Source organism: Nocardiopsis sp. CNZ308 (genome assembly GCF_004217075.1).
In genome coordinates this window covers 604,123-630,978 of the sequence record NZ_SHKJ01000001.1, presented here as the reverse complement: position 1 = coordinate 630,978, position 26,856 = coordinate 604,123, and the positions used below count along the sequence as shown (strand labels likewise).

The 26,856-nt window shown below is 73.2% G+C and carries 18 protein-coding genes; 8 read left to right on the top strand and 10 right to left on the bottom strand.

All coding sequences use genetic code 11. The features are described from left to right. Nucleotides 1-12: 12 nt before the first annotated feature. Nucleotides 13-1,728 (top strand): RNA polymerase sigma factor, encoded by a 1,716-nt coding sequence (locus EV372_RS02725; protein ID WP_130394710.1) that lies wholly within the window; start codon nucleotides 13-15, stop codon nucleotides 1,726-1,728. Between the two features lie 486 nt (nucleotides 1,729-2,214). On the opposite strand, the gene yaaA is transcribed toward EV372_RS02725, so the two are convergent. Then, nucleotides 2,215-2,955 (bottom strand): peroxide stress protein YaaA, encoded by a 741-nt coding sequence (yaaA, locus tag EV372_RS02720; RefSeq protein ID WP_130394709.1) that lies wholly within the window; start codon nucleotides 2,953-2,955, stop codon nucleotides 2,215-2,217. A 45-nt stretch (nucleotides 2,956-3,000) separates the two neighbouring features. Next, the gene (locus EV372_RS02715) at nucleotides 3,001-3,729 is read right to left on the bottom strand and encodes a hypothetical protein (RefSeq protein WP_130394708.1); all 729 of its coding nucleotides are present in this window, start codon (nucleotides 3,727-3,729) and stop codon (nucleotides 3,001-3,003) included. 157 nt (nucleotides 3,730-3,886) lie between these two features. Here EV372_RS02715 and EV372_RS02710 point away from each other — a divergent pair, with 157 nt between their 5' ends. Continuing rightward, on the top strand, nucleotides 3,887-4,564 hold the full coding sequence (locus tag EV372_RS02710; protein ID WP_130394707.1) for a GNAT family N-acetyltransferase: 678 nt from the start codon (nucleotides 3,887-3,889) through the stop codon (nucleotides 4,562-4,564). A 46-nt stretch (nucleotides 4,565-4,610) separates the two neighbouring features. On the opposite strand, the gene EV372_RS02705 is transcribed toward EV372_RS02710, so the two are convergent. Further along, the gene (locus EV372_RS02705; RefSeq protein ID WP_013154321.1) at nucleotides 4,611-4,829 is read right to left on the bottom strand and encodes a DUF7455 domain-containing protein; all 219 of its coding nucleotides are present in this window, start codon (nucleotides 4,827-4,829) and stop codon (nucleotides 4,611-4,613) included. A 355-nt stretch (nucleotides 4,830-5,184) separates the two neighbouring features. Here EV372_RS02705 and EV372_RS02700 point away from each other — a divergent pair, with 355 nt between their 5' ends. Then, complete coding sequence (locus EV372_RS02700) at nucleotides 5,185-7,290, top strand: DNA gyrase/topoisomerase IV subunit B (protein WP_013154320.1); 2,106 nt, start codon at nucleotides 5,185-5,187, stop codon at nucleotides 7,288-7,290. A gap of 8 nt (nucleotides 7,291-7,298) precedes the next feature. On the opposite strand, the gene cds1 is transcribed toward EV372_RS02700, so the two are convergent. The 5 genes from cds1 to EV372_RS02675 all read right to left on the bottom strand — a co-directional run bounded on the left by cds1 (nucleotide 7,299) and on the right by EV372_RS02675 (nucleotide 15,342). After that, on the bottom strand, nucleotides 7,299-8,441 hold the full coding sequence (gene cds1 / locus EV372_RS02695) for an L-cysteine desulfhydrase Cds1 (RefSeq protein WP_130394706.1): 1,143 nt from the start codon (nucleotides 8,439-8,441) through the stop codon (nucleotides 7,299-7,301). A 164-nt stretch (nucleotides 8,442-8,605) separates the two neighbouring features. Then, the gene (locus EV372_RS02690) at nucleotides 8,606-8,932 is read right to left on the bottom strand and encodes a tetratricopeptide repeat protein (protein WP_017565283.1); all 327 of its coding nucleotides are present in this window, start codon (nucleotides 8,930-8,932) and stop codon (nucleotides 8,606-8,608) included. 202 nt (nucleotides 8,933-9,134) lie between these two features. Then, nucleotides 9,135-9,662: a beta-class carbonic anhydrase gene (locus EV372_RS02685; RefSeq protein WP_130394705.1), complete on the bottom strand. Its 528-nt coding sequence runs from the start codon at nucleotides 9,660-9,662 to the stop codon at nucleotides 9,135-9,137. 84 nt (nucleotides 9,663-9,746) lie between these two features. Beyond that, nucleotides 9,747-12,233: a DNA gyrase/topoisomerase IV subunit A gene (locus tag EV372_RS02680; protein ID WP_130394704.1), complete on the bottom strand. Its 2,487-nt coding sequence runs from the start codon at nucleotides 12,231-12,233 to the stop codon at nucleotides 9,747-9,749. 286 nt (nucleotides 12,234-12,519) lie between these two features. Continuing rightward, entirely contained in the window at nucleotides 12,520-15,342 is a 2,823-nt protein-coding gene (locus EV372_RS02675; RefSeq protein WP_130394703.1) for a glycosyl hydrolase, read from the bottom strand. A 402-nt stretch (nucleotides 15,343-15,744) separates the two neighbouring features. On the opposite strand from EV372_RS02675, the gene EV372_RS02670 reads away from it, so the two are divergent. Continuing rightward, nucleotides 15,745-17,916: a RecQ family ATP-dependent DNA helicase gene (locus tag EV372_RS02670; RefSeq protein WP_130394702.1), complete on the top strand. Its 2,172-nt coding sequence runs from the start codon at nucleotides 15,745-15,747 to the stop codon at nucleotides 17,914-17,916. A 262-nt stretch (nucleotides 17,917-18,178) separates the two neighbouring features. Here the strand turns inward: EV372_RS02670 and EV372_RS02665 are convergent, their stop codons facing one another. After that, on the bottom strand, nucleotides 18,179-19,114 hold the full coding sequence (locus tag EV372_RS02665) for a carbohydrate kinase family protein (RefSeq protein WP_019609667.1): 936 nt from the start codon (nucleotides 19,112-19,114) through the stop codon (nucleotides 18,179-18,181). Nucleotides 19,115-19,414: 300 nt separating this feature from the next. Here EV372_RS02665 and EV372_RS02660 point away from each other — a divergent pair, with 300 nt between their 5' ends. From EV372_RS02660 to EV372_RS02645, 4 genes are all read left to right on the top strand, one after another. Beyond that, complete coding sequence (locus tag EV372_RS02660; protein ID WP_019609668.1) at nucleotides 19,415-22,135, top strand: bifunctional acetate--CoA ligase family protein/GNAT family N-acetyltransferase; 2,721 nt, start codon at nucleotides 19,415-19,417, stop codon at nucleotides 22,133-22,135. An 86-nt stretch (nucleotides 22,136-22,221) separates the two neighbouring features. Beyond that, nucleotides 22,222-22,800 (top strand): DUF5998 family protein, encoded by a 579-nt coding sequence (locus tag EV372_RS02655; protein ID WP_019609669.1) that lies wholly within the window; start codon nucleotides 22,222-22,224, stop codon nucleotides 22,798-22,800. Between the two features lie 312 nt (nucleotides 22,801-23,112). Further along, on the top strand, nucleotides 23,113-23,934 hold the full coding sequence (locus tag EV372_RS02650; protein WP_130394701.1) for an enoyl-CoA hydratase-related protein: 822 nt from the start codon (nucleotides 23,113-23,115) through the stop codon (nucleotides 23,932-23,934). A 91-nt stretch (nucleotides 23,935-24,025) separates the two neighbouring features. Further along, on the top strand, nucleotides 24,026-24,679 hold the full coding sequence (locus EV372_RS02645) for an MBL fold metallo-hydrolase (protein WP_019609671.1): 654 nt from the start codon (nucleotides 24,026-24,028) through the stop codon (nucleotides 24,677-24,679). Nucleotides 24,680-24,684: 5 nt separating this feature from the next. On the opposite strand, the gene EV372_RS02640 is transcribed toward EV372_RS02645, so the two are convergent. After that, complete coding sequence (locus EV372_RS02640) at nucleotides 24,685-26,754, bottom strand: CHAT domain-containing protein (RefSeq protein WP_130394700.1); 2,070 nt, start codon at nucleotides 26,752-26,754, stop codon at nucleotides 24,685-24,687. Nucleotides 26,755-26,856 lie beyond the last annotated feature (102 nt).

Genomic DNA, 26,856 nt, shown 5'->3' with positions numbered 1-26,856 from the left:
CGAGAGGTGTTTGTGTCATCTGCCAGTTCGACTCGCTCGAAGCAGTCCGAGTCACTGCAAGAGCCCGTCATTCAGCAGCTGATCGAGCGTGGGCGGTCCCAGGGCTTCCTTGAGCCCGAGGACGTGCGCCGTGCCTTCGAAGAGGCCGAAATCCCGATGTCGCAGGCGCAGTCCGTGCTCCGCAGCCTCGCGAAGGAGGGCGTGACCGTACTCGTACCCGAGTCGGCCTCCTCCCGGCGCAAGGCGCCGCGGCGCAAGGCGGCGACCACCAAGACGGCGGCCACGCGGTCCACCTCGACCAGGTCCACCAAGACCACCGCGACGAGCAGGGCCGCCAAGCCCGTGCGCGCGGCGGCGGCCCAGGAGCAGACCGAGACGGTCACCGCCGTGGTCGGTTCCGCCGAGGACGCCGGGGACGAGGCCAGGGCGGAGAAGAAGCCCGCGGCCAAGAAGCCCGCCAAGAAGGCGGCGCCCAAGAAGCCCGCGACCAAGGCGGCCAAGACCACCGCGGCCAAGGGCCCGGCCGCCAAGACCACCGGCCTCAAGGCCGCCGCCGCCAAGAAGACGGCGACCAAGGAGCTCGGACTCGCGGCGGACGGCGAGTTCGACGAGGACGAGGACGGCCTGGACGACCTCGAGCACACCGGCGCCGAGCTGGAGCTGGTCGAGGACACCCCGGACCCGGCGGACAAGGACCTCAAGCCCGCCAAGCCCGAGGCCGTGGGCGCCCCGGCCAAGCCCGCCAACGAGGACGAGTCCTTCGTCCTCTACGACGACGATGACGACGCCCCCGCGGCGCAGGTCGTGGCCGCGGGCGCGACGGCGGACCCGGTCAAGGACTACCTCAAGCAGATCGGCAAGGTCCCGCTGCTCAACGCCGAGCAGGAGGTCGAGCTCGCCAAGCGGATCGAGGCCGGCCTGTTCGCCGAGGAGAAGCTGGCCGAAGAGGCCGAACTCCTCACCGTCGAGCTGCGCGACGAGCTGGAGTGGATCGCCGAGGACGGCGGCCGCGCCAAGAAGCACCTGCTGGAGGCCAACCTCCGGCTCGTGGTCTCGCTCGCCAAGCGCTACACCGGCCGCGGCATGCTCTTCCTGGACCTGATCCAGGAGGGCAACCTCGGTCTGATCCGCGCGGTGGAGAAGTTCGACTACACCAAGGGCTTCAAGTTCTCGACCTACGCCACGTGGTGGATCCGCCAGGCGATCACCCGGGCCATGGCCGACCAGGCGCGCACCATCCGCATCCCGGTGCACATGGTCGAGGTCATCAACAAGCTGGCCCGCGTCCAGCGCCAGATGCTCCAGGACCTGGGCCGCGAGCCCACCCCGGAGGAGCTGGCCAGGGAACTCGACATGACCCCGGAGAAGGTCGTCGAGGTGCAGAAGTACGGCCGCGAGCCGATCTCCCTGCACACCCCGCTGGGCGAGGACGGCGACAGCGAGTTCGGCGACCTCATCGAGGACTCCGAGGCGATCCAGCCGGGCGAGGCGGTCAGCTTCACCCTGCTCCAGGAGCAGCTGCACTCGGTGCTGGACACGCTGTCCGAGCGCGAGGCGGGCGTGGTGTCCATGCGCTTCGGTCTCACCGACGGCCAGCCGAAGACTTTAGACGAGATCGGCAAGGTCTACGGGGTCACCCGTGAGCGCATCCGGCAGATCGAGAGCAAGACGATGTCGAAGCTCCGCCACCCGTCGCGTTCGCAGGTGCTCCGCGACTACCTGGACTAGGTTCACCCGGGTGGTCGGCCGGTCGGCGGCGGTAGCGCGCTGACCGGCGGCTGAAGAGAACCGGACCGGTCCCGGGTCCGCGCTCCCGCCCGAAGGCGGGGAGCGCCGACCCGGGACCGGCACCCCCAGGTCCGCGCGGCTGTGGCGACGTCCGCGTGTGCCGGAGCAGCCCCCGTTGGTGCTCCGAGGCGCCCGTCGCGCTCGGGAGCGTCCTTGGTTCTCCCGGGCACTGTGTCATCCGAGGCACCGTGTCGTCCGAGGCGCTGTGTCATCCGATCCGACGGTGTCCATGGTGCCGCACGTACTGTAGGTGCGGCATAAAGTCGCGATATCGAGTCGTTATGTTACGGGGAGTGGCCTCTGGTCGCTCCCCGTTCTCCGTGTGTCCGCAGGCCCGTGTCCGCAGGTCCTCTCCGGGCGCGCGGGCGCGGCCCCGCCCGCGCGGCCCGCGCCCCTTGCCTCGGCGCCGCCCCCCGGTGCCGTTCCTCAGTCGCGGACGACGACGTTCAGGACGTGCCCTTCGGGCAGTTCCACGGTGTGCCCGAGGTCGCGCAGGGCCGACACCAGCTCCTCGGGGGTGGCGGCGTCCACGCCCTCCAGCAGCAGGGAGCGGGCGATGTCGCCCCGGGTGGCCTTGGCCATGTGGCTGACCACCGTACGCCTGGCGACCCCGTCCACCATGCGCTCGCGCAGCACCCTGACGGCCACGCCGGTCCCCGGAGCGTAGGCGGCGGCGTAGGCGGACGAGCGGCAGTCGACCAGGAGCTGTCCCCCGGTGAACTCGTCCAGGGACGCGGCCGCCTCGCGGCGCCAGTAGGCGCCCAGACCGCCCAGGGGCGGCAGCTTCACACCCATGGACAGGCGGTACGGGGGCAGCCGGTCGGCGGGCCCGACCGCTCCCCACAGTCCCGAGAAGATCAGGACCCGGGCGTCGGGGATGTCGGGGAGGCCGAGCCGGTCGTAGAGCACGCCCGTGTACAGGTCGGCCGCGCGCAGGGTCGGCGCGGTGGCCAGGTCCAGGTTGCGCTTGAGCGCGTCGGCCTGCCTGGCGCTGATCCCCAGGGTCTCCAGCGCGGTCTCCTCGGGCCCCGAGCACAGGTCCGCCAGCGCCGCCATGACCCGCTCGCGGGCCCCGGTCAGCTCCGGAAGGGTCAGCGTCCCGAGGTCCAGGCGGGGGCCCTCGCCGGAGGTGGCCTTGCCCTCGGACGGCGGCAGCAGGATGAGCATGGTGGAACTTTCCCAGTGGAGGCGGTGGTCGGGTACCCGCCCATGCTAGGGCGTGTGCGGAGCCCGTTCCCGGTGGCGGAGGACCTGGACGGCGAGGGTGACGAAGGCGACGCACAGCAGGGCGTCCATCACAGCGCCCACGGGGACGAACCCCTTGAGGATGCCGTTGGCGTGCAGCGCCATCGAGAGGACGCACAGGAACCGGACCGCGCCGACGGAGCGGGTCGCGAGCAGTCCCGCGGCCAGGAGCGCCCAGCCCAGGTTGGGGGCCCACACCACCGCGTACACGGGGTGGACCCGGGGGTAGAGGTACTCGACGAACGCGGTGGCCAGTTCCGGGGAGTGGGCGCCGGTGAGCTGGAGGGCGACGAAGTTGGCGCCCTCGAAGAAGGCGCCCGCCATCAGCCCGAACAGGCACACGATCCCCGTGACGGCACCCAGTACGGGCCGGGTCCTGGCGATCGCGGTGGCCAGCCCGGCGAAGGCCGGCACCAGGAGCAGCTGTCCGGTGAACCAGAGCCCGTACCCCCACGCCATCTGGAGGGGATCGTCGGCGTAGGCCGCGATCTGGTCCGGGAAGAAGAAGTGGTGCGGCGCCTTGAGCAGCTCTCCGGCCAGGAGCAGCGGCGGAGCCGCCACCAGCGAGACGGCGGTCGGCCAGCGGCCGGGGAAGGGACCGGGCACGGGGGCCTCGGCTCGCCCGGGCAGGTCGCGGAGCAGGGCCGTTCTCAGGGACGCGGACGCGAGAGGGCTTTCTCGGGGAGTGGAACGCATGCGGTCATCCTCACCACCGGGAGGGCGCCGTGTCAGGAACGCTGCCACGACGGTCCGCCGGGGGTCCGCACACCCCGGCTACCCGTACCGGGGGCGCGGCCGGGGACTCCGCGGGCCCGCCGGATAGCATCGTCGGCTCCGGGAGAGGGGAGCGGGCGTGCACGAGTGGGCTCGGCGGGTGACGCGGGACTGGCCGCCGTTCGAGGTGGAGGAGCGCGGCGGCTGGCGGTTCGGCTTCGCCGAGGGGATCACCAAGCGGGCCAACTGCGCGCTCGTGCTGGACCCGGACGCGCGGGTCGCCGAGGTCACCGCCTACTACACCGGGCGCGGCCTGAGGCCCTGCGTGCAGGTGTGGCCGGGTGAGGAGGAGGTCGACCGGCGGCTGGCGGAGCACGGCTACGCGGTGGTGGAGCCCTCGCTGGTCCTGGCCCGCGGCCTCGGCGCGCGCCCCGACGCCCCGGGCACGTCCTCGGTGGCGGCCTCGCCCGGGCCCGGGTGGTCGGCCGCCGGAGCCGCGCGCATCCTCGGCCGGGTCGAGGCCGCCTACGGGGTGGCCGAACGGGGCCTGGGCCGGGGCGCGGCGGTGCTGGACGGGGAGTCGGTGGCGCTCTGCGCCATGTTCACCGACCCCGCGGCTCGCGGACGGGGCGTGGCCGCCGGGCTGTTGGCCGACCTGCTGCGCTGGGGGTACGACCGCGGCGCGCGGCGGGCCTACCTGTGTGTGGTCGCCGACAACGCTCCGGCGCTGCGGCTGTACGGGCGCGCGGGGTTCACCGAGGTGTCGCGGTACCACAGCCGTGTACTGGAGGGCGCGCACGAAGGCGGCGGCTCCTGAGGGGAGCCGCCGCCGGTGTTCAGGCCTGTTCTGTTGTGCTCTGTGGCTAACGCTCGTCCGTCTTGCTCTCGGTGAGCTTGTCGGTCTCGTCCTGGATGTCCGAGGCGATCTTGCGGAGAGAGTCGTCGTGCTTGCGCATGTGGTGGGCGCAGAACAGCAGCTCGCCGCCGGAGTTCAGCAGCACCCGGACGTAAGCCTGCGCACCACAGCGGTCGCAACGGTCAGCAGCCGTCAGCGGCTGGGTGGGGGCAAGGGTTCCAGTCACTTCGCCATCCTCAATACTCGGCGTTAGTCACCTCTGACAACATTTAACCCGACCAGGACGTTCCCAACCTGGTCCCGTGTACGCCGACAGCGGAATCTGCCTGGTTGATGCCTGGATGTCGTCTCATGTCCTTGTTGTACCCGCCTCATGGCCCGGCATCCCAGGAAATGGGGAGCATCCAGGTCGCATCCACCGGAGGTGGTAGTCTCGCGCGGGGCAGGCCCCCGTCCTCCCGCCGAGTCCCGGTGGTAGCAAGCGACCGGCACGCCGCCCCCTATTTCGTCAGTGCGGCGCGGTACAAAGGGCACGCACCGCACAGCGCCCTGATGGCCCTGAAGACGCAGGAGATGTCCGAGTGACCGCCTTGACCGCAGTCGTCCACGACCCCGAGGATTACTCCGCCCGACACCTGTCGGTCCTCGAAGGTCTTGAGGCGGTGCGCAAACGGCCGGGCATGTACATCGGGTCCACCGACAGCCGCGGCCTCACCCACTGCATGTGGGAGATCATCGACAACTCCGTGGACGAGGCCCTGGGCGGCTTCTGCACCCGGATCGACGTCACACTGCACTCGGACGGGTCGGTGTCGGTGAGCGACGACGGACGCGGAATCCCCGTGGACGCCGAGCCCAAGTCCGGCCTGTCCGGTGTGGAACTGGTCATGACCAAGCTCCACGCGGGCGGCAAGTTCGGCTCCGGCTCCTACACCGCCTCCGGCGGCCTGCACGGCGTCGGCGCCTCGGTGGTCAACGCCCTGTCGTCCCGCGTGGACGTCGAGGTCGACCGCCAGGGCCGCACCCACGCGATCAGCTTCCGCCGGGGCATCCCCGGCCGCTTCGCCGGTTCCGGCCCCGACGCCGAGTTCACGCCGGTCTCGGGCCTGGAGCAGGTCCGCAAGGTGGCCCAGAAGATCACCGGCACCCGCATCCGGTTCTGGCCGGACATGCAGATCTTCCTCAAGGACGCCGACATCGCCCGCGAGGCGCTGCTGGACCGGGCCCGCCAGACCGCGTTCCTGGTGCCGGGCCTGACCCTCTCCGTGCGCGACGAGCGCGTGGAGGGGGAGCCCGCCCACGAGGAGGAGTTCCGCTTCGACGGCGGCATCGGCGAGTTCTGCACCTTCCTGGCCCCCGACGAGCCGGTCAGCGACGTGCTGCGCATCCAGGGCAGCGGCAACTTCACCGAGACCGTCCCGGTCCTGGACGACGCGGGGCACATGGTGCCCGCCGACGTCGAGCGCCGCCTGGACGTGGACGTCGCCCTGCGCTGGGGCACGGGCTACGACACCACCGTGCGCTCCTTCGTCAACGTCATCGCCACCCCCAAGGGCGGCACCCACATCAACGGCTTCGAACGGGCCCTGGTGCGGGTGATCAACGAGCAGCTGCGCACCACCAAGCTGCTGAGGAACAGCGACGACCCCGTCACCAAGGACGACACCCAGGAGGGGCTCACCGCGGTCGTCACCGTCCGCCTGCCCGAGCCCCAGTTCGAGGGCCAGACCAAGGAGATCCTCGGCACCTCCGCGGCGACCAGGATCGTCTCCCAGGTGGTCGGCAAGGAGCTGCGCGAGTTCCTGACCTCCACCAAGAAGGTGGAGAAGGCCAGGGCGCGCAGCGTCCTGGAGAAGGTGGTCGGCGCCGCCAAGGCCCGCCTGGCCGCGCGCCAGCAGCGCGAGACCCAGCGGCGCAAGACCGCCCTGGAGAACTCGGCGCTGCCCGCCAAGCTGGTGGACTGCCGCAGCGAGGGCCTGGAGCACAGCGAGCTGTTCATCGTCGAGGGGGACTCGGCGCTGGGCACCGCCAAGCTGGCCCGGGACTCGGAGTTCCAGGCGCTGCTGCCGATCCGGGGCAAGATCCTCAACGTGCAGAAGTCCTCGGTCGCCGACATGCTCAAGAACGCCGAGTGCGCGGCCATCCTCCAGGTGGTCGGCGCCGGTTCGGGGCGCACCTTCGACATCGACGCGGCCCGCTACGGCCGGATCATCCTCATGGCCGACGCCGACGTGGACGGCGCGCACATCCGCTGCCTGCTGCTCACGCTCATCTACCGCTACATGCGGCCGATGCTGGAGGCCGGGCGGGTGTACGCGGCCGTGCCGCCGCTGCACCGCATCGAGCTGACCAACACCCGGCGCAAGCGCGGCAGCAAGCCCGAGGACCGCTACGTCTACACCTACTCCGACGCCGAGCTCTCGCGCACGCTGCTGGACCTGGAGAAGCGCAAGATCTCCTGGAAGGAGCCGGTGCAGCGCTACAAGGGCCTGGGCGAGATGGACGCCGACCAGCTGGCCGAGACCACCATGGACCCGCGTTACCGAACCCTGCGCCGGATCCGGGTGGAGCAGGCCGAGGAGGCCTCGTCCGTGTTCAACCTGCTGATGGGCAACGAGGTCGCCCCGCGCCGCCGCTTCATCCAGCAGGGCGCCCAGGAGCTGGACGTGGCCCGCATCGACACCTGACCGGTTTTTCAGGGGGTCTGGGGAGGATCCCAGACCCCCTCCGCGAGGAACCGGTCGATGGTCGCGCGGTAGGGAGCCGGGTCCAGGTCCCGCTCCGCCACCCAGGCGTCGTTGTAGTAGCTGTGCTGGTAGCGCTCGCCGCCGTCGCAGATCAGGGTGACCACGCTGCCCCTGCGTCCCTCCCGGAGCATCCTGGCCACCAGGTGCCACACCCCCCACAGGTTGGTGCCCGTGGAGCCTCCGGCGGAGAGCCCGGTGCGGTCGTGCAGGTGGCGCATCGCGGCGATGCTCGCGGCGTCGGGCACCGGCATCATCAGGTCGATCACCGACGGCACGAAGCTCGGCTCCATGCGGGGGCGGCCGATCCCCTCGATCCGGGAGGGCATCCCGGTGGCGTAGTCGGACGCGCCGGTGACCCAGCCGGGGAAGAACGCCGAGTTCTCCGGGTCCACCACCGCCAGCCGGGTGCCCAGGCGCCGGTAGTGCAGGTAGCGGCCGATGGTGGCGGAGGTGCCGCCGGTGCCCGCGCCCACCACGATCCACTCCGGGCACGGGTGGCGCTCCATGGCCAGCTGCTCGAAGATCGACTCGGCGATGTTGTTGTTGCCGCGCCAGTCCGTGGCCCGCTCGGCGTAGGTGAACTGGTCCATGTAGTGCCCGCCGGTCTCGGCGGCCAGCCGCTCGGCCTCGGCGTACATCGCGGGCGGGGCGTCCACGAAGTGGCACCTGCCGCCGTAGCGCTCGATCAGGGCGATCTTCTCCGGGCTGGTCCTGCGGGGGATGACCGTGATGAAGTCCAGGCCGACCAGCTGGGCGAAGTAGGCCTCCGACACCGCGGTGGAGCCCGAGCTGGCCTCCACGATGGTGGTGCCCTCCCGGATCCACCCGTTGGCCAGCCCGTACAGGAACAGCGAGCGCGCCAGGCGGTGCTTGAGGCTGCCCGTGGGGTGCACGGACTCGTCCTTGAGGTACAGATCGATGCCCCACTCCGGGGGGAGCGGGAACACGTGCAGGTGGGTGTCGGCCGAGCGGTTGGCGTCGGCGACGACCCTGCGTACCGCCTCGTCCGCCCAGGAACGGGCGCTGTCGTCGCACCGGTCCACCCACGGGCTGTCGTCGCCCGGCCGCGGACCTGTCGGTGAGGATGCCATGCCCAGCAGCGTAGCCCGCGCACGGGAGGGGCCGGGCCCGGAGGGGCCCGGCCTCGCTCCTGCTCGGGAGGGGGTGTCCAGACGGCCCGGCCGCGGGGACGGTCCGGCTGAGGGGTTTCCCCTGTCCTCGGCGCGCACGCGGGCGCGCCGGACCGGTGGGGCCCTCAGTCCAGGGAGCCCCCGGACATCACCGCGTGCATGCGCCGGTAGGTGGCCGCCTCCTCGTGGCGGCTCTGGCGCTCCAGCGTGCGCGCCAGGGCGATGTGCGCCCAGTTGTCCACCGGGTCCAGCTCGATGATCCTGCGGAAGGTCCGCTCGGCCTTGTTGAGCTGTGCGGAGTGGAAGTAGGCGCGGCCCAGCAGCTCCAGCAGGGAACGGCTGTCGGGTTCGTCCTCGACGATCGGTTCGAGGGTGCGGGCGGCGTAGATGGGGTCGCCCAGTTCCATGAACATGCGGGCGCGGTTGAAGGTGTCGTAGGTGTTCTCTTCCACGGTGCTCCTTCCGACGGCGCGGGGCCGTCCCGGATCACAACGGCCGGCGTGCCGGCCGCATTCCCTGGTGGGGCGTGTGGGGCGAAGGCGCGGGCAGGAGCCCACCGGGGCCTGCCGCGCCTTCCGGTCCCACTGAAGAGATCCCCGCGCACGTGCGGCGCACACGTGGCCGACCGCGGTCACCGCCTCCGCACGGGAGCGGTCACAGGTCGGTCATGGTGATCCGGCCGGTGTCCACGTCGTACAGCGCGCCCGCGACCGGCAGGTCATCGGGCAGCAGCGGGTGGTGACGGATGCGCTCCAGGTCGTGCCGCAGGGCGCCCAGCTGGTCGTTGTCGGTGTGGAACTCCAGGCTGCGCGTGTCCACTCCGTACTTCTCCTCGATGAGGTCGTGAACGGCGTCGTCGCTCTCCACGGAGGCCATCTTGCAGCGGGTGTGCGGCATGATCAGCACCCGGTCCACGCCGAGCAGGTACACCGCCAGCACCAGGGTGCGCAGAGTGTCGTCGGTCACGCGCGCGCCGGCGTTGCGCAGGATCTTGGCGTCACCGGGCTTGAGACCGAGCATGTCCAACGGCTCGATCCTGGAGTCCATGCAGGTCACCAGGCCCAGACCGCGCGCGGCGACGGGTTCGAGCCCGCCGAGGGAGAAGGACTCGGCGTAGGCCTTGTTGGCCGGTAGGAAATCGTCGAAGGCGCTGGAGGAAGTAGTACCGCTGTTGTCGCTCACGTGGAGGCGCTCCCTTGTCCCGTGGTCGCGGACGCGCCGCGCGCACCGGACGGATCCGGTGCGCGCGGCGCTCTCCGAGACGAGTCAGGCTTTCGCTCCGGGAACGGTGATCCCGGAGTCGGTCTGTCCGCTACCTACAGTAACGATCGCGCGGGGCAGCGCGTCACCGGACCCGTCCCGACGGTCGACCGGGTCGGGCAGGCGGACCGGCTTGCCGTCCGCGCGCGCGGCGCGGGCGGGGGAGCGGCCGATCCATCCGAACAGCAGGGTGTCCTCGCCCTTGAGGTAGCGGTGGCAGCGCACGCCGCCCGTGGCGCGGCCCTTGACCGGGTAGGCCTCGAAGGGCGTGACCTTGGCCGAACCGGGCTGGGTGCCCTCCAGGGCGCCGGAGGAGCCCGAGACGGTGACCACCACCGAGTCCTGCGGACTGGGCACGGCGCCGAACCACAGCACCCGCGCCCCCTCCGACAGGCGCACGCCCGCCACACCGCCCGCGGGCCGCCCCTGGGGCCGCACGGCGCTCGCGGAGAAGCGCAGCAGCTGGGCCTCGGAGGTGATGAAGGCCAGGTCCTCCTCGCCCGTGGACAGCTGGGTGACGCCCACGACGCGGTCGTCGTCCTTGAGCGCCACGACCTCGAAGTCGTCCTTGTTGGGCGGGTAGTCGGGGGAGACCCGCTTGACCACGCCGCCGCGCGTGCCCAGGGCGAAGCCGGGGCCCGAGGCGTCCATGGACACCACCGACACCACCCGTTCGTCCCCGTCGAGCTGGACGAACTCGGACACGTCCAGCCCCGAGGCCAGCGGCGGTCCGTCCCCGCCCTCGTCGGGCAGCTCCGGCAGCTCCACCACCGGCACGCGGATCATCCGGCCCAGGTCGGTGACCAGGCCCACGGCGGAGCGCGAGGTGGTGGGGACGGACACGTGGACCGCGTCGTGCTTGGTGCGCAGGCCCTCGTACACGCGCGGCACCGAGGGTCCCTTGCTGCGGCCGATCGCGCCGTCCACGCCCATGAGCACGTGGCAGGGCTGGTCGGCCATCTCCAGCGGGATCACCGCGCTGCGGGCCACGCCGTCGCTCTCGCGCAGCTGCGTGCGACGCGGGGTGGCGAACTCCTTGGCGACGTCGCCCATCTCCTTGGAGACCAGGCGGCGCAGCTTCTTGTCCGACTCCAGGACCGCGGTGAGGGCGTCGACCTCCTTGTTGAGCTTGTCCCGCTCGGTCTCCAGCTCCATCCGGTCGAAGCGGGTCAGGCGCCGCAGCGGGGTCTCCAGGATGTAGCGGGCCTGGATCTCCGACAGGTCGTAGGCGCCCATGAGCGACTCGCGGGCGGCGGCGGTGTCCTCGGCCTCGCGGATCAGGGAGATGACCCGGTCGATGTCCAGCAGGGCCACGAGCAGGCCGTCCACCAGGTGCAGGCGCTCCTGGCGCTTGGCGCGGCGGAACTCGCTGCGGCGGCGCACCACGTCGAGGCGGTGGTTGACGTAGACCTCGAGGAGTTCGCGCAGCCCCAGCGTCTGGGGCTGGCCGTCCACGAGGGCCACGTTGTTGATGCCGAAGGACTCCTCCATCGGCGTGAGCCGGTACAGCTCCTCCAGGACCGCCTCGGGGTTGAAGCCGTTCTTGAGCTCGATGACCAGGCGCAGGCCCTGCGTGCGGTCGGTCAGGTCCTTCAGGTCCGAGATGCCCTGGAGCTTCTTGGACTGCACCAGCTCCTTGATCCGGCTGATGACCTTCTCCGGGCCCACGCTGTAGGGCAGCTCGGTGACCACCAGGCCGGTGCGGCGCGCGGACACCTTCTCGATGGAGACGGTGGCCCGGGTCTTGAACGTGCCCCGGCCGCTGCGGTAGGCGTCGCGGATGCCGTCCAGGCCGACGATGGTGCCGCCGGTGGGCAGGTCCGGGCCAGGGACGAACTCGGTGAGCTCCTCCAGGGTGGCCTCGGGGTGGGCGATCAGGTGGCGGGCGGCCGCGACGACCTCGCCCAGGTTGTGCGGGGCCATGTTGGTGGCCATGCCCACCGCGATGCCGGAGGCGCCGTTGACCAGCAGGTTCGGGAAGGCGGCGGGCAGGACCTCGGGCTCGGTCTCCTGGCCGTCGTAGTTGGGCCGGAAGTCGACGACGTTCTCGTCGATGGAGGCGACCAGCTGCTCGGCGGCGCGGTCCAGGCGCGCCTCGGTGTAGCGCATGGCGGCCGGCGCGTCGTCGCCGCCCAGGGAGCCGAAGTTGCCGTGGCCGTCCACCAGGGGCACGCGCATGGCGAAGGGCTGGCTCAGGCGCACGAGCGCGTCGTAGATGGCGCTGTCGCCGTGGGGGTGGAGACGGCCCATCACGTCCCCGACGACGCGGGCGCACTTGACGTGGCCGCGGTCGTGCCGCAGCCCCATCTCGTTCATCTGGTAGAGGATGCGCCGCTGCACCGGTTTCATACCGTCGCGCGCGTCCGGTAGCGCGCGTTGGTAGATGACCGAGTAGGCGTACTCCAGGAAGCTGCCGCGCATCTCCTCGGAGACGTCGATGTCGATGATCTTCTCGGCGAGATCCTCGGGGGGACGGGAAGTAGTACGGGCCATGTCCGTAATTCTGGCCTGTGCCAGAGACTGAAACGTACAAGGACGCGTCACCGGACGGGTGTGAGCCTCGTGACGCGGCGTCGTGTGTGCCGCTGCGACGTGCGGGTTGTGTGGGGGTGGGCGGGTCCGCGATGTTTCTGTGCTTGGGTGCCGGACGGTCGCACAACGCTCCGATCGTGCCCGGAAAGCCCGAAACGGAGCCGCGGGCGCGGTCCGTTTCGGTTGGCGCGTCCCGCGGCGGGGCGGAGGGCGCCCCCGGCACCCCGCGGGCGCCGGGGGCCGGGCGTCAGTCGGTGAAGGGGATCGTGACCGAGGCGCCGCCGTCGGGGCCGACCAGGACCCGCGAGGAGGCGTTGCCCAGGGCGCTCCACAACTCGACGCGGACGGAGCCGCCCTCCAGGTCGCCGAGGGACCCGTCGGCGCTCGCCGCGCCCTGGCCCTGCGTGTACTCCTCCCAGCCGTTCAGGTCGTTGGTGGCGAAGTAGCGGTAGGTCTCCGTGCGGTCGTCGGTGCCGTCGCCGTCCAGGTCGTAGACCACGCGGACCTGGACCGCGTTGCCGACCGCGTCACCCGAGTCCACGGGCAGCGAGAACGCGGTGGCGCCGCCGGTGTGGGTGCCGGTCAGGTCGTCGGCGCGCAGCACCACGCGGTCGCCCGGCGGCAGGCCGTCCTGGTTGCGTCCCCCCGCGGAGGCCAGGGTGATCTCGCCGGCGGAGCCGTGCGGGGCGCCGGAGAGCGCGGAGGGGGTCAGGTGCAGGCCGCCGTCGCCGACGTTGCCCTCACCCGGGTCGCCGGGGTCGCCGGGGTCGCCCGGGTCGCCCGGATCACCCGGATCACCCGGGTCGCCGGGGTCACCGCCGCCGCCCTCGCCCGTGGTGGAGGCCAGCGAGCGGGGTCCCACCTCCAGTTCGACGCCGTCGGAGAAGGTGACCGTCAGCGGGGAGCCGGAGGGGTTGAAGGCGACGTGCGTGCGCTCCCCGCCGTCGGTGAAGACGGCGTAGTGCGCGGTGTCGGCGGTCACGGAGGTGTCCACGGTGCCGACCTCGGCGAGCGTCGAGACCCACTGGTAGGTGTGCGGCTTGGACTCGCCCGCCTCCGGTTCGTAGGTGCTCCACTGCTCCTCGAACATGCGCAGGGCGTCGTCGCCGTCGGAGAGGGCGCGGTGCTCCCAGTGGATGTCGCGCCAGATCTGCGGTTCGCGGCCCAGGCGGTCCACCAGCGACTCGTACATGGCCCCGGCGTGCTCGGGGTCGTGCCCCAGGTACAGCGAACTCGCCGTGATGGGCAGGTAGTTGATGCCGTAGTGCTCCTCGTCGCCGCCGTCCCACCAGATGCGGTAGTCGCCGCCGTCGCCCCACACCATGCCGACGACGTCGTGCTCGAAGCCCTCGGGGAAGGTGTCGCCGCCGTGGTTCTGCCAGTAGCGGGTGATGGCGGAGGCCTGCGTGGTGTGCAGGTACACGCCCAGGTCGCGCAGCTCCTCGTCACCGGTCAGGGCGCCGAACAGCGCGGTGGCGGCGGCGAAGTGCATGCCCTCGGAGGAGGACTCCTGGTTGTTCCCGGCGGCGAAGCCCGCGTGCCCGGAGGCCCATCCGTGCCCCGCGTAGGGGGAGAAGGACCGCAGGCGCGGGAACATGTCGCTGTTCGGGTCGGTCTCGGCCACGTCGCGGATCAGCAGGCGGACCATGCCGCCCCAGGCGTCCTCGGCGGCCCAGGCGCTGTCGTAGCGGGCCACGACGGCCGCCGCGGAGACGAAGTAGCCGTAGTGGAAGTCGTGGTCGTTGACCTCGGTGGCGGCGCCGAAGCTGTCCGGGTAGCCGAGCATGGTGCCCCAGTCGGCCTCGTAGGCGAACTGGCGGGTCCCCCCGGCCGTGAACCAGTCCTCCAGACGGCTGCGGACCAGGTCCAGCAGCGCGTCGCGGCCCTCGGTGTGGCCGATGGAGTCGGCGATGGGCACCAGCTGGGCCAGCCTGCCCAGCGCCTTGCCGTCCCAGTAGGTGTCGCCGGGCTCGGGGAAGTGCTCCTGCTCGGCCAGGACCTCGTCGATGAGCTGGCGCATGCGGTCGTGGTCGGCGCTGTCCACGGTCGGCAGGCTCGGCAGGATGCCCTGGGCGGCCAGCTCGGTGGTGAAGCTCGCGCCCTGCGCCACGCGCATCTCGCCCCGGGGGGAGGAGTAGGACAGGTCGGTGACGGGGGTGGAGGCCTCCCGCCAGTGGTGCGGGTAGAGGGCCATGAGCGTGCCCTCCCCGCTCCCCTCGCGCGGCTCGGTCTCCACCCGGTAGGTGCTGGTCAGGGTGGCGGCGGCCTCGTCGTAGTCGTACTCCACGCGGGAGTCGGTGACGAAGGAGTGGGCGTAGGGGGCGAAGGTGTCCAGGTCCTCGGGTGAGGGCAGGACCGCCACGGAGTAGTGGCCCTCGGCGCCGGTCGGGGCGGTGAAGGTGTCGCCCGAGCGCGTCCAGGGGGCGTCGGAGGGGGCGAACAGCGCGTAGTGCCGGTCGCCCACGCTGGCGCCGACCACGGAACCGTCCTGGTGCCAGACCTCGGGGGTGCCGGAGAAGGTCACCTGGGCGTCGCCGCCCGCGGTGTCGGCGTAGGCGAAGGGCAGGCCCTGGCCGATGGTCACGCGCAGGGTCCGGCCGGAGCCCTCCCAGTGCGCGGTGACGGTCCAGTCGCCGTGGTCGGCGACCCGGGTGTCGGGGGAGGACAGGCCCTGGACCCCCAGGGACAGGTCGGCGGTGTGGGGGTGCTCGTACTTGAGGCCGTCGGCGACGAGTCGGGGGTCCCGCGGGTAGCCCATCTCCAGTCCGCCCTCGTGGGGGCGGAAGCTGGCGGGGTGCGCGAAGAGGTTCTCACCGTGGGGGTTGTCGGGGTAGCGCTGGAAGATCAGCGACGACCACCACTCGTTGGTGGGGGCGTGCCCCTCGAAGTCGCCGGTCACCTTGGGGTCGACCGGGGCGCCGTTCAGGTCGGAGGGCCCGGGGGCTCCGGCGGGGAGGGTGTCGCTGTAGCCGCCGGATCCGACGGGGACCTCGGCGGCCACGGCCGCCGGAGGGGCGGAGGCCACGCCCGCGGCGCAGACCAGGGCCGTGGCCGCGGCCAGGACGCCCATGCGCGGGGACCGCGCGCGCCGTGCTGTCGTCGGTCCGTTGGGGGGATGGTGGGGGGACGGTCGACTCCATGGGTGCCGCATACTGCGCCTTTCGCTCGCTTCCGCGGGAGAGCGTCCGCCCTCTGCGGACGGGAGCGCTCCCAGGCCTGAGCCTTGGTAAATGAGTGTTCAGTCCTGGCCGGAGGAGCGCAATGCCAGGAAAGTGGAAAGTTTCCTTTCTGTTACCAGCGGTGTTCGTGGGGGTAACAAGGGGGACCCCGTCCCAGGTCGGCCGCGTGTCCGCTCCGGGGCGGACCGACCCCGAGAGGAGCGGGCCGGGGGCGCGGCCCGGTTCCCCGTCACGCGGAACCGGGCCTGTGGACAACCGCTCGACCGTCCCCCGGCTCTGGTACCAAGGGACGTATGGCCACACCCACCCCTGACAGCACCGTTCCCACCACCGCGTCCGACGGCGCGCTGCGCGAGCGCGCCGAGGCGCACCTGCGCGCCCTGGCCGGGGACTCCGCCCGGCTGCGCGAGGACCAGTGGACCGCCATCCACGCCCTGGCCGCCGAGCACCGCAGAGCCCTCGTCGTCCAGCGCACCGGATGGGGCAAGTCGGCGGTGTACTTCGTGGCCACCGCCCTGCGGCGCGCCGAGGGGGCGGGCCCCACCGTCATCGTCTCCCCGCTGCTGGCGCTGATGCGCAACCAGATCGCCGCGGCCGAGCGCGCGGGCATCCACGCGCGCACCATCAACAGCTCCAACACCACCGACTGGGAGAACGCCTACGCCGACGTGGCCGCGGGCCGGGTCGACGTCCTGCTGGTCAGCCCCGAGCGCCTCAACAACCCCGAGTTCCGCGACCGGGTCCTGCCCGAGCTGGCCGCGGGCGCCGGCCTGGTCGTCATCGACGAGGCCCACTGCGTCTCCGACTGGGGGCACGACTTCCGCCCCGACTACCGGCGCATCCGCTCCCTGCTGCACGACCTGCCCGAGGGCGTCCCGGTGCTGGCCACCACCGCCACCGCCAACGAACGCGTCACCCGCGACGTGGCCGAACAGCTCCAGGCGGGCGGCGAGCGCGCGGACACCCTGGTCCTGCGCGGTTCCCTGGAGCGCGAGAGCCTGCGCCTGGCCGTCGTCAGGCTGCCCGACCCCACCGCCCGGCTCAGCTGGCTGGCCGAGCACCTGCCCAAGATCCAGGGCTCGGGCATCGTCTACGCGCTCACCGTCAGCGCCGCCCAGGAGACCGCCCGCTTCCTCGCCCAGCAGGGCATGGAGGTGCGCGCCTACACCGGCCAGACCGACCCCGACGAGCGCCGCGAGGCCGAGGACGACCTGCTCGCCAACCGGGTCAAGGCACTGGTCGCCACCAGCGCGCTGGGCATGGGCTTCGACAAGCCCGACCTGGGCTTCGTCGTCCACCTGGGCGCCCCGCAGTCCCCGATCTCCTACTACCAGCAGGTCGGCCGCGCCGGGCGCGGCGTGCAGCGGGCCGAGGCGGTCCTGCTGCCCGGCCGCGAGGACACCCGCATCTGGGAGTACTTCGCCGGACTGTCCTTCCCGCCCGAGCAGACCGTGCGCCAGACCCTGGCCGCGCTCGCCGAGGCGGGCGGACCGCTGTCCGTCGCGCACCTGGAGACCCGGGTGGACCTGCGCCGCACCCGCCTGGAGCAGATGCTCAAGGTGCTGGACGTGGACGGGGCCGTGCGCCGGGTGCGGGGCGGCTGGGAGGCCACCGGCCAGCCGTGGACCTACGACGCCGAGCGGTACGCGGCCGTCAGCCGGGCGCGCGAGCGCGAGCAGCGCGCCATGCTCGACTACCTCGACCTGGACACCTGCCGGATGGAGTTCCTGCGCCGCCAGCTGGACGACCCCGAGGCCGCGCCCTGCGGACGCTGCGACGTGTGCACGGGCGAGTACTGGCCCGCGGAGGTCGACTCCACCCGGCGCGAGGCCGCGGCCGAGCACCTGGACCGGCCCGGTACGCCCATCGCGCCCCGGCGCCAGTGGCCGACCGGGATGTCCGCCCTGGGCGTGGACCTGTCCGGCAGGATCGCCGAGGAGCTGCGGGCGGGGGAGGGCCGCGCCCTGGGCCGCCTCACCGACATCGGCTGGGGCAACGAGCTGCGCCGCGTCCTGGCCGCCGACGCCCCCGACGCGCCCGTGGACGAGCGCGTGCTCCAGGGCGTGGTGCGCGTCCTGGCCGACTGGAACTGGGACCAGCGCCCCGTCGGCGTGGTGGCGATGCCCTCGCTCACCCGCCCCGGGATGATCACCGACCTGGCCGAACGGCTGTCCCGGCTCGGGCGGCTGGCGCACGTGGGGACGCTGGGGTACCGCACCGAGCGGGGCACCGGGCCGCGCAGGCACAACAGCGCCATGCGCCTGGAACAGGTCCACGCCGCCCTGGTGGCGGGGGAGGAGCTCACCGAGCGGATGGCGCTGCTCCAGGAGCACACCCCCGGGCCGGTGCTGCTGGTCGACGACGTCACCGACACCGGCTGGAGCCTCACCGTGGGCGCCGCCCTGCTCCGCAGAGCCGGGGCGCCCCAGGTGCTGCCGCTCACCCTGGCCACCGCAGGGGGGTGAGCGGCGGCCGGGCGGGAGTTCCAGTGGGAGCCCCGTGGGAGCGTCCCGCCGCGGGCGGACGTGTCCACCGACCGTGCCGGGCCCCGCGTCGCAGGGCTTTCAGGGACGTCGGCCCCGGTGGAGGAAGGTCCGGTCCGCGCGGGCGTCCGGGCCCGGGCTTCGGGCCCTGCCGCCGTGGCCCCGGCGGCAGGGGCTCAGCGGATGTGTTGGCCGGGTGGGCGGGTTACCGGGGCTTGGCTCTTCGGTTCCCGGGCCGCTGGGCTCAGCGGATGCGCTGACCGCGCGGTGCGCCGCGGCGCACCGGCTGGCCCTCGCCCAGGTCCGGGCGGGCGCCCGGCTGGTGCAGGGCGCGCGCCGCCAGGCGGTGCGCCCGGCCCAGCGCCTCCTTGGGGTGGCGCCCGAGCAGCCACGCGGGCAGGAAACCGGCGATGAAGGCGTCACCGGCGCCCACCGAACCCGGGGACGGGTCCACCGGCTCGGCCGGCGCGGTCACGCAGTCGTCGCGGGTCTTGGACGCCCACAGGCCGCCCTGCTCGCCGAGCTTGAGCACCACGTTGGGGTACCACGCGGTCAGCACCTTGGCGGCGGCCTCGGGCTCGTCCCGGCCGGTCAGCACCCGGGCCTGGTCGACGTTGGCGAACAGCAGACGCGCGCCCTGCGTCCAGTCCAGGAAGTTCTCCGCGCCCGCGCGCTCCAGCGGCGCGTGCGAACCGCCGTCCACCGAGATCGACATCCCGCTGTCGCGGGCCATCCGCAGCGCCACCCGGGCGGCGCGCCGGGAGTCGTCGTTGATGAGGGTGTAGCCCGACACGTGCAGGTGCCCGTCCGGGCCGAACACGTCGCGGGGCAGGTCCTCGGGCTGCAGGCGGGCGTTGGCGCCCGGGTCGCTCAGCATCGTCCGGTCGCCCCGGTGCGTGATCATCACCACGCAGGTGCCGGTGGGCCGCTCCGGGTCCATCACCATCCGCGAGTCCAGGCCGTAGCCCATGAGTTCCATCTCACGGGTGCGCCCGGTGATGTCGGAGCCGCGGCGGCCGACGAACGTGGTGTCGGTGCCCTCCACGGCCAGCCACGAGGCGATGTTCGCCCCCGACCCGCCGCCGTACATGATCACGGACGCCGGAGTGTCGCTGCCGCGGGCCAACGGGTGGAACGCGCGCGCGACGGCGTCGGTCATCAGGTCACCGATCACGACCACTCGTGTCATTTCGCCAGCCACCACCGAGGGTTATCAGAATCCGTGCTCGCACGACGTTAACAGGTCAACCGTCAGCGGCGTGTAACGAAGTGACAGCACCCCGGCCACACCGCCTCCGGACACCCCCGCGGAGCCGCGAACGCCCACGGGGCGGCCGATCCGGTCCGCGGACGGGGCACCGGCCCCGACCCGCGCCTCCGGGAGCAGGGGGACACACCGTGCGCGGTCCCGAGCGGGGTTTTCGCGCCGCCCGCACGGACTTTCCCCGGATTCGGCCGTTTGTCGTCTAGTCTCGCAGTCGTGCAGTCCTACCCGAACCACTGGGAAGCCGACGTCGTCCTGACCGACGGAGGCACCGCGCACCTGCGCCCCATCACCCCCGAAGACGCCGACCTGCTCCGCGAGTTCCACTCCCGCCTCTCCCCGGAGACCATCTACTACCGGTTCTTCGCGCCCTACCCCAGGCTCTCCGACCGCGACGTCAAACGCTTCACCACCGTCGACTACGAGGACCGCGTGGCACTGGTCGCCACCATCTCCGACTCCCTCGTCTCCGTGGTGCGCTACGACAAGGTGGCGCCGGAGGAGGCGGAGGTCGCCTTCGTGGTGGAGGACGCCCACCAGGGCCGCGGCCTGGCCTCGGTCATGCTGGAGCACATCGGCGCGGCCGCGCGCGAACGCGGGATGCGCCGCTTCATCGCCGACGTGCTGCCCGAGAACCGGCGCATGATCAACGTCTTCCGCGAGGCCGGGTACACCGCCCAGCAGACCTTCGACGAGGGCGTCATCCGCCTCACCCTGGACCTCCAGCCCACCGACGACTCCACCGAGGTCATGCGGGCCCGCGAGCAGCGCGCCGAGTCGCGCTCCATCGCCCGCCTGCTCTTCCCGAACTCGGTCGCGGTCATCGGCGCCAGCCGCACCGCGCACACCATCGGCCAGACCGCCCTGCGCAACCTCCTGGGCGGGGAGTTCCAGGGCCCGGTCTACCCGGTCCACCCCGAGGCCAAGGCGGTCGTGGGCGTACGCGCCTACCCCTCGGTCCTGGACATCCCCGACCAGGTCGACCTCGCCGTCGTGGCGGTGCGCGCCGACATGGTCGTGGACGTGGTCGAGCAATGCGCGGACAAGGGCGTGCACGGCCTGGTCGTGGTCAGCTCCGGGTTCGGCGAGACCGGGCCCGAGGGCCGCGCCCGCCAGGACGAGCTGGTGCGCACCGCCCGCGCTGCCGGGATGCGCGTGGTCGGCCCCAACTGCCTGGGCATCGCCAACACCGACCCCGAGATCTCGCTCAACGCCACCCTGTCCCCGGACCTGCCGCCCTCGGGCACGATCGGGTTCTTCTCCCAGTCCGGCGCCCTGGGCCGGGCCATCCTCCAGCGCGTGGCCGAGCGCGGCATGGGCCTGTCCACCTTCGTCTCGGCGGGCAACCGCGCCGACGTGTCCGGCAACGACCTCATGCAGTACTGGCAGGAGGACCCGGCCACGGAGGTGGTGCTCCAGTACCTGGAGTCGCTGGGCAACCCGCGCAAGTTCACCCGCCTGGCCCGGCGCCTGGCCAAGCAGAAGCCGGTCGTGGCGGTGCGCAGCGGCGGTTCGGCGCGGACCACCCCCACCGGCCACGCCGCGGGCGGGCTCTCCCTGCCCGACTACGCGGTCACCTCGCTGTTCCAGCAGGCCGGAGTGGTGCGGGTGGACGACATCACGCAGATGTTCGACGCCGCCCAGGTGTTCGCCTACCAGCCCCTGCCCCAGGGGCCCCGCGTGGGCATCATCGGCAACTCCGACTCCCTGGAGCTGCTGGTCAAGGACGCGGCCGTCCGTCAGGGGCTCAAGCCGCACGACCCGGTCAACCTCGGCCCCCAGGCCACCGCGGAGGACTTCGACCGCGCCCTGGAGACGGCCCTGGCCGCCGAGGACGTGCACTCGGTCGTGGTCGTGTTCGTCCCCGCGCTGCACCCCATCTCCGACGACGTCGCCCGCGTGCTGCGGGCCCGCTCGCTGGACTCGACCAAGCCCGTCGTCACCACCTACCTGGCCCGCCAGGGGATCCCCGAGGAGCTGCGCCGCGTCGGAGACCGGGGCCAGACCCTGCGCGGCTCGGTGCCCTCCTACCCCTCGCCCGAGGACGCCGTGCGCGCCCTGGCCTACGCCACCCGCTACGCCCAGTGGCGCGACCGCAAGCCCGGACGCCACCCCGAGCTGCCCGACATCGACGGGGCCCGGGCCCGCGCCACCATCGTCCGCGCGCTCAAGAACGCCACGCCCTCGGCGGAGGAGATCGCCTGGTTCGGCGGCGAGCGCCGCTACGACGAGGAGACGGCGATCTCCGGCGAGGACGCCCGCGACCTGCTGGCCTGCTACGGCATCGCCGCCTACCCCGACATCCCGGTGACCTCGGAGGAGGAGGCCGTGGTGGCCGCGGGCCAGCTGGGCTACCCGGCGGTGGTCAAGGCCGACTCACCGGACCTGCGCCTGCGCGCGGGCGGCACGTTCGTCCGCGCCGACCTGCGCACCCCCGACGACGTGCGCAGCGCCTTCGCGGCCCTGCACGACCGCTTCGGCGACGAGGCCTCGCTGGTCGTGCAGCGCATGGTGGCCCCCGGGGTGCCCACGGTCATCCGGGCGGGCGACAACCAGTCCTTCGGATCGGTGGTCTCCTTCGGGCTGGCGGACGTGACCGCCGAACTGCTCGACGACCGGGCGTTCCGGCTGGCGCCGCTCACCGACATGGACGCCGCCGACCTCATCCACGCCGTGCGGGCCGCCCCGCTGCTGTTCGGGCTGCCCGCCGGCGCGACCTCGCTCGCCGAGCAGCCCAACGTGGAGGCTCTGGAGGAACTCCTCGTCCGGGTCTCGCGCCTGGTGGAGGCCTTCCCCGAGATCGGCTACATCGACCTGGACCCGGTCCTGGTCAACGCCACCGGCGCCCACGTGCTGGGCGCGCGCGTCTGGCTCCGTGAGGCCCCCGACGTGCGGCCCGACGCCGGGCCCCGGCGACTGCGCGGGGTGACGTTCTGATCATGGGGTGGGCATCCCGTTTCACGTCCCGGTCGCGAAGTGTCACGGGAAAGGGGCAGGATAGGAGTATGAGGAAAACACGCGCCGTGTCCACGGACTGGCGGACGGAGATCGAGCGCAGCGGGTACTACCCCGCGCTCGTGATCGACGCCGTCGCCACCGCCCTGGGGAGCGAGGGCGCCGAGGCGTTCATCGTGCACCACGAGGCGACCTTCGACCCGGCCATGGAGATGCGGCGGCACATCACGGTGATGCTGCTGACCGCGACCCGCCTCGTGGTGTGCCACACCGACGAGCACCCGCCCACCGAGCCCGGCGGCACCTCGCACGCCTCCACCACCACCGACAGCATCCAGTTGGGCAACATCCAGTCGGTCGCCCTGACCCGCGTGGTGCCCAACCCCGCCCAGTACACGCCGGGCAGTATGCCCAGCGAGCTGGTGCTGAGCGTCAACCTGTCCGTGAACTGGGGCGCGATCGCCCACATCGACCTCGAACCGGCCGCCTGCGCCGACGAGGAGTGCGAACTCGACCACGGGTACACCGGCGCGATCACCGCCGAGCCCCTCACCCTGAGGGTCAGCGAGGCCGCGGACGGCGCCGGGGCGGTGTCGGCCATGATGCACTTCGCCGACGCCCTCTCCGAGGCGACCACCCGCCCCTGAGGCCACCGGGGCCCTCCGACGCGCGGTGTCCGCGCCGCGCGCCGGACGGCCCACGGCGGGGGACGGACCGGGGCGCCGGACCGTCACGCCGCACACGCGGCCACCCGTGAGCGGGACTTAACAAGCGGGATGTACACGGACATGGTGTCCTGAGGGCCCGGTTGTCTAGGGTGGGACCGGCCTCGTGCACCACGCCACAGAGCCGGGCGCGTCCGGCCACGAGCCGGGCGCGCACGCGCGCCGCGACAGGCACGCGCGCGTTCCCCCTCTCCAGCACCCGCGAGTACGGACCCTGAGAAAGGCCCGCCTGCGATGACGCAGCACCCTTCCCCGACCCCCTCGGACGACACGCCCCTGGTACGCCTGGCCGTCGAGCGCTCCATCGCCACGGTCACCCTCGACTCCCCCCGCAACCGCAACGCCCTGTCCGCGAGGCTGCGCGCGCAGCTGTCCGCGGCCCTGGCCGAGGCGGTGGCCGACGGCGAGGTACGCGCCATCGTGCTCACCGGCACCGGCCCGGTGTTCTGCGCCGGAGCCGACCTGAAGGAGGTCGGCGCGGCACTGCGGGGCGCCCCGGCCGAACCGGCGCCCGAGCTCCCCGAGATCTTCGAGCAGATCATGGGCGCCCCCAAACCGGTGGTCGCCGTGCTCAACGGCGCGGCCCGCGCCGGGGGCATCGGACTGGTGGCCGCCGCCGACATCGCCCTGGCGCCCAAGAGCGCCACGTTCGCCTTCACCGAGGTGCGCATCGGCGTGGTCCCCGCCGTCATCTCCGTCCCGGTGTCCGCGCGGATGCACTCGCGCCAGCTCAGCCGCTACTTCCTCACCGGCGAGCTGTTCGACGCCTCCGCCGCCGCCAAGGCCGGCCTCCTCACCCAGGCCGTCCCCGACCGCGACATGCCGCACGCCGTGGACGCGATCCTGCAGGGACTGCGGGGTTCGGCGCCGCGCGCGCTGTCGCGCACCAAGGAACTCCTGGGCGAACTGGGAGCGGGCGCGCTCGCGACCCCGGACCGGCGCACCGAGGCCTTCGCCCGGATGGGCGAGCTGTCCGCCGAGTTCTTCGCCAGCGAGGACGCCGCCGAGGGCCGCGCCGCCTTCTTCGACAAGCGCGCGCCCCGCTGGGCCAGGTGACCCCGGCCGCGGCGCCCCGCCCGGGCCGCCGCGGCCGCACACCCGTGCCACCCTGGTGCGTCCGCTCCCGGACGCGGGCCACAATGGTCGGGTGAGCTACTCCGGAGATACCAGGGTCGGCGGCCCCGCCGACCTGCGACGACTACCGCACCTGACCATCACCAAGCTGGCCGTCGGCCCGATGGACAACAACGCCTACCTGCTGCGCTGCCAGGGCACCGGCGAGGCCGTCCTCATCGACGCCGCGGCCGAGCCCGACCGCATCCTGGAGCTGATCGGCGAGGAGGGCCTGGCACGGGTGGTCACCACCCACCGCCACCAGGACCACTGGCAGGCCCTCGCCGAGGTCGTGGGCCAGACCGGGGCGCGCACGGTCGCCCATCCCGACGACGGCGACGAACTCCCCGTCTCCGTGGACGAGCCCGTCGTGCACGGGTCGCGCGTCCCGGTCGGGGAGTGCCACCTCACCGTCATCCACCTGCGCGGGCACACCCCCGGGTCGATCGCCCTGCGCTACGACGACCCCGAGGGCCACACCCACCTGTTCACGGGTGACTCCCTCTTCCCGGGAGGCGTCGGCCGCACCTGGTCCGACGACGACTTCCGCGTCCTGTTCGCGGACGTGGAGGAGCGCGTGTTCGGGGCGCTGGCCGACGACACCTGGGTCTACCCCGGGCACGGACGCGACACCACCCTGGGCGCCGAGCGTCCGCACCTGGGGGAGTGGCGCGAGCGCGGCTGGTAGAGGTCTCAGGCGCCGAAGCAGCAGAACCCCGTCCGCCCGAGGTGGACAGCCACCGCCTCGGGCGCGGGGACGCCCGCGGCGAGCGTGCGGTGGAACAGCCGCATGGCCCCGGCGGTCCCCGCGTCCCGGACGGGGACAGGGCTGGCCACCACCGTGCGGACCCCGGCCGCGAGCAGCGCCCCGGTGAACCCGAGCGGAGCCCCGGCGCGGTCCGCGAAGCCCCGGCCGCTCCAGCAGGTCGACAGCACCACCGTGTCCGGGGCCTCGGCCAGCCCGGCCAGGTCGCAGGCGAGCAGCGGCCCGTCGCCCAGGCCGACCGAGGCGAGCATGGGCGAGCGGCCGGGGACCCGCCCGTGCCCCGCCAGATGCACCAGGTCGGCCCGGCCGAGGGCGGCCAGGACGTCGGAGCGCAGGGCCCGCTCGGCGCGGAGCACGCGCGCCCCCGGGTACACGTCGGCCAGCGCGGCGACCTCGCGCGCCGCCCCGTCCGGTTCGGGCGCCGCCACCAGCAGCACCCGCTCCGGCAGGCGGGGCGCGGGTACCCCGGAGCGCGCCCGGTCCAGCCAGAACCCGGCGCCGGGCACCAGGTTCAGCGGACGGCCCCGCAGCGCGGGAAGCATGCCCCAGGGGGGATCGCCGAGGTAGGAGTCGCCGGCCACGACCAGCGGAAGGTCGCCGACCAGCGCCAGCAGCGGTTCGAGGAGGACGCGGGCGGCGCCCTCGGCCGCCTCCCGCGCCTCGCACCCGTCCTGTGCGGACGCCACCGGGTGGACGAACCGGGCCATCGCACGGGCCACCCGCGGGAGCGGCCCCAGGACGCGGGCGTGGACCCGCCCGGCCGCGGCCACGAGCGCGACGGCCTTCCCGTCCGCCCGCGTGTACCGCACGAAGGCCCGCTCGCCCAGCCGCTCCAGCAGCGCACCCGCCACGGGCGCGGGTGCGGGGGCGCGGCGCCCGCCCGGGGTCTCGTGGTGCGCCTGCCAGCGGGCCGACTCCAGGCGCCGGGCCAGGGCGCGCGGATCGCGGCCGCGGACCAGCGCCGCACGGTAGCGGTCGGCCAGCGAGGCCGTCGCGGGTGTGCGTACGCCGGGACCGGGGACGTGGGGCGCCGCCCAGCTCCGCGCCAGTTCCGCCCACTCCAGGGCGGTGGCCGCCTCCCCCGCGCGCAGGGCGCTCTCCAGGCCCGCGCGGACGACGTGGGGGTCGCTCACCGCGCCCGCCAGCCAGGGGCCCGGCGCGAGTCGGGCGTGCGCGTCCAGGGTGTCCAGGGCCAGGTGGGCGGCGCCCCTGCCCGAAGGCCGCGGCGCGGCCAGCGGCGCGCGGACCGCCAGGGCGTTCCTGGCCCGGGCCACGGGGGAGGTCGTCCGGCCCTCGCGCAGCGCCATCCTCTCCAGGCGGGTGGCCAGCCGGTACCACAGCGAGCCCGTGCCGAAGGAGTGCCGCACCCGGCGGGTGAGCTCGACCGTGTGGCGGTGGTCGCCCCGCAGCAGCCGCAGCTTGGCCTCCACCAGCAGGGCGTTGGCCGACGAGCCCCCGGCCCAGGGGCCGTCCGCGAGCGCCGTCGCCGCCTCCTCCACCAGGCCCTCGGCCAGCAGAGCCTCGGCCAGGTCCACGTGCAGCGCCTCACGGCGTTCGGAGGGCAGCCGGTCGGTCAGGCCGTGGAAGGTGGCGATGGCCGCGGGGGCGTCGCCCCGGTAGAGGCTGAGGCAGCCCAGGTTCTGGTCGATGACCAGGCCCATCAGCGGCAGACGGCGCTCCCGTGCCAGGGACCGGGCCTCGCGCAGGTGTTCCTCGGCCTGCGGGAAGCGGCCGCACAGCGTCTGCGCCAGGCCCAGGTTGAGCAGGACGCCGGGCATCACCGTCGCGGACTCGGCCACGGGGTGGCCGAGCAGGCGCCGGTGGGCCTCGTCCAGCAGGGCCGCGGTCTGCTCGAACATGCCGCCCTGCGCCAGCCGCACGCCGTGGCTCACGCGGGCGAGCAGGGATCTGCCGGACCGCAGCGCGTGGTGGTCCGGGCAGGCGGCGGAGAGGGGGGATTCGGGGGAGAGGGGGGAGGGCTGGGCGCGCAGGGACACGTCCGGTGCCTTTCACCGAGGGGGCGGGCCGCACACAGTGATAGCAGCGCGGGGAGGGCGCGCGGGAGGGGCCGCGTCCGCCTGCGCGCGACTCGGCTGAGG

What these genes read in the sequence shown, in the direction of transcription:
- yaaA (WP_130394709.1), bottom strand. Translation starts at nt 2,955, where the DNA reads ATGCTCATCCTGCTGCCGCCGTCCGAGGGCAAGGCCACCTCCGGCGAG.
- EV372_RS02715 (WP_130394708.1), bottom strand. Translation starts at nt 3,729, where the DNA reads ATGCGTTCCACTCCCCGAGAAAGCCCTCTCGCGTCCGCGTCCCTGAGA.
- cds1 (WP_130394706.1), bottom strand. Translation starts at nt 8,441, where the DNA reads ATGGCATCCTCACCGACAGGTCCGCGGCCGGGCGACGACAGCCCGTGG.
- EV372_RS02680 (WP_130394704.1), bottom strand. Translation starts at nt 12,233, where the DNA reads ATGGCCCGTACTACTTCCCGTCCCCCCGAGGATCTCGCCGAGAAGATC.
- EV372_RS02675 (WP_130394703.1), bottom strand. Translation starts at nt 15,342, where the DNA reads ATGGGCGTCCTGGCCGCGGCCACGGCCCTGGTCTGCGCCGCGGGCGTG.
- EV372_RS02670 (WP_130394702.1), top strand. Translation starts at nt 15,745, where the DNA reads ATGGCCACACCCACCCCTGACAGCACCGTTCCCACCACCGCGTCCGAC.
- EV372_RS02650 (WP_130394701.1), top strand. Translation starts at nt 23,113, where the DNA reads ATGACGCAGCACCCTTCCCCGACCCCCTCGGACGACACGCCCCTGGTA.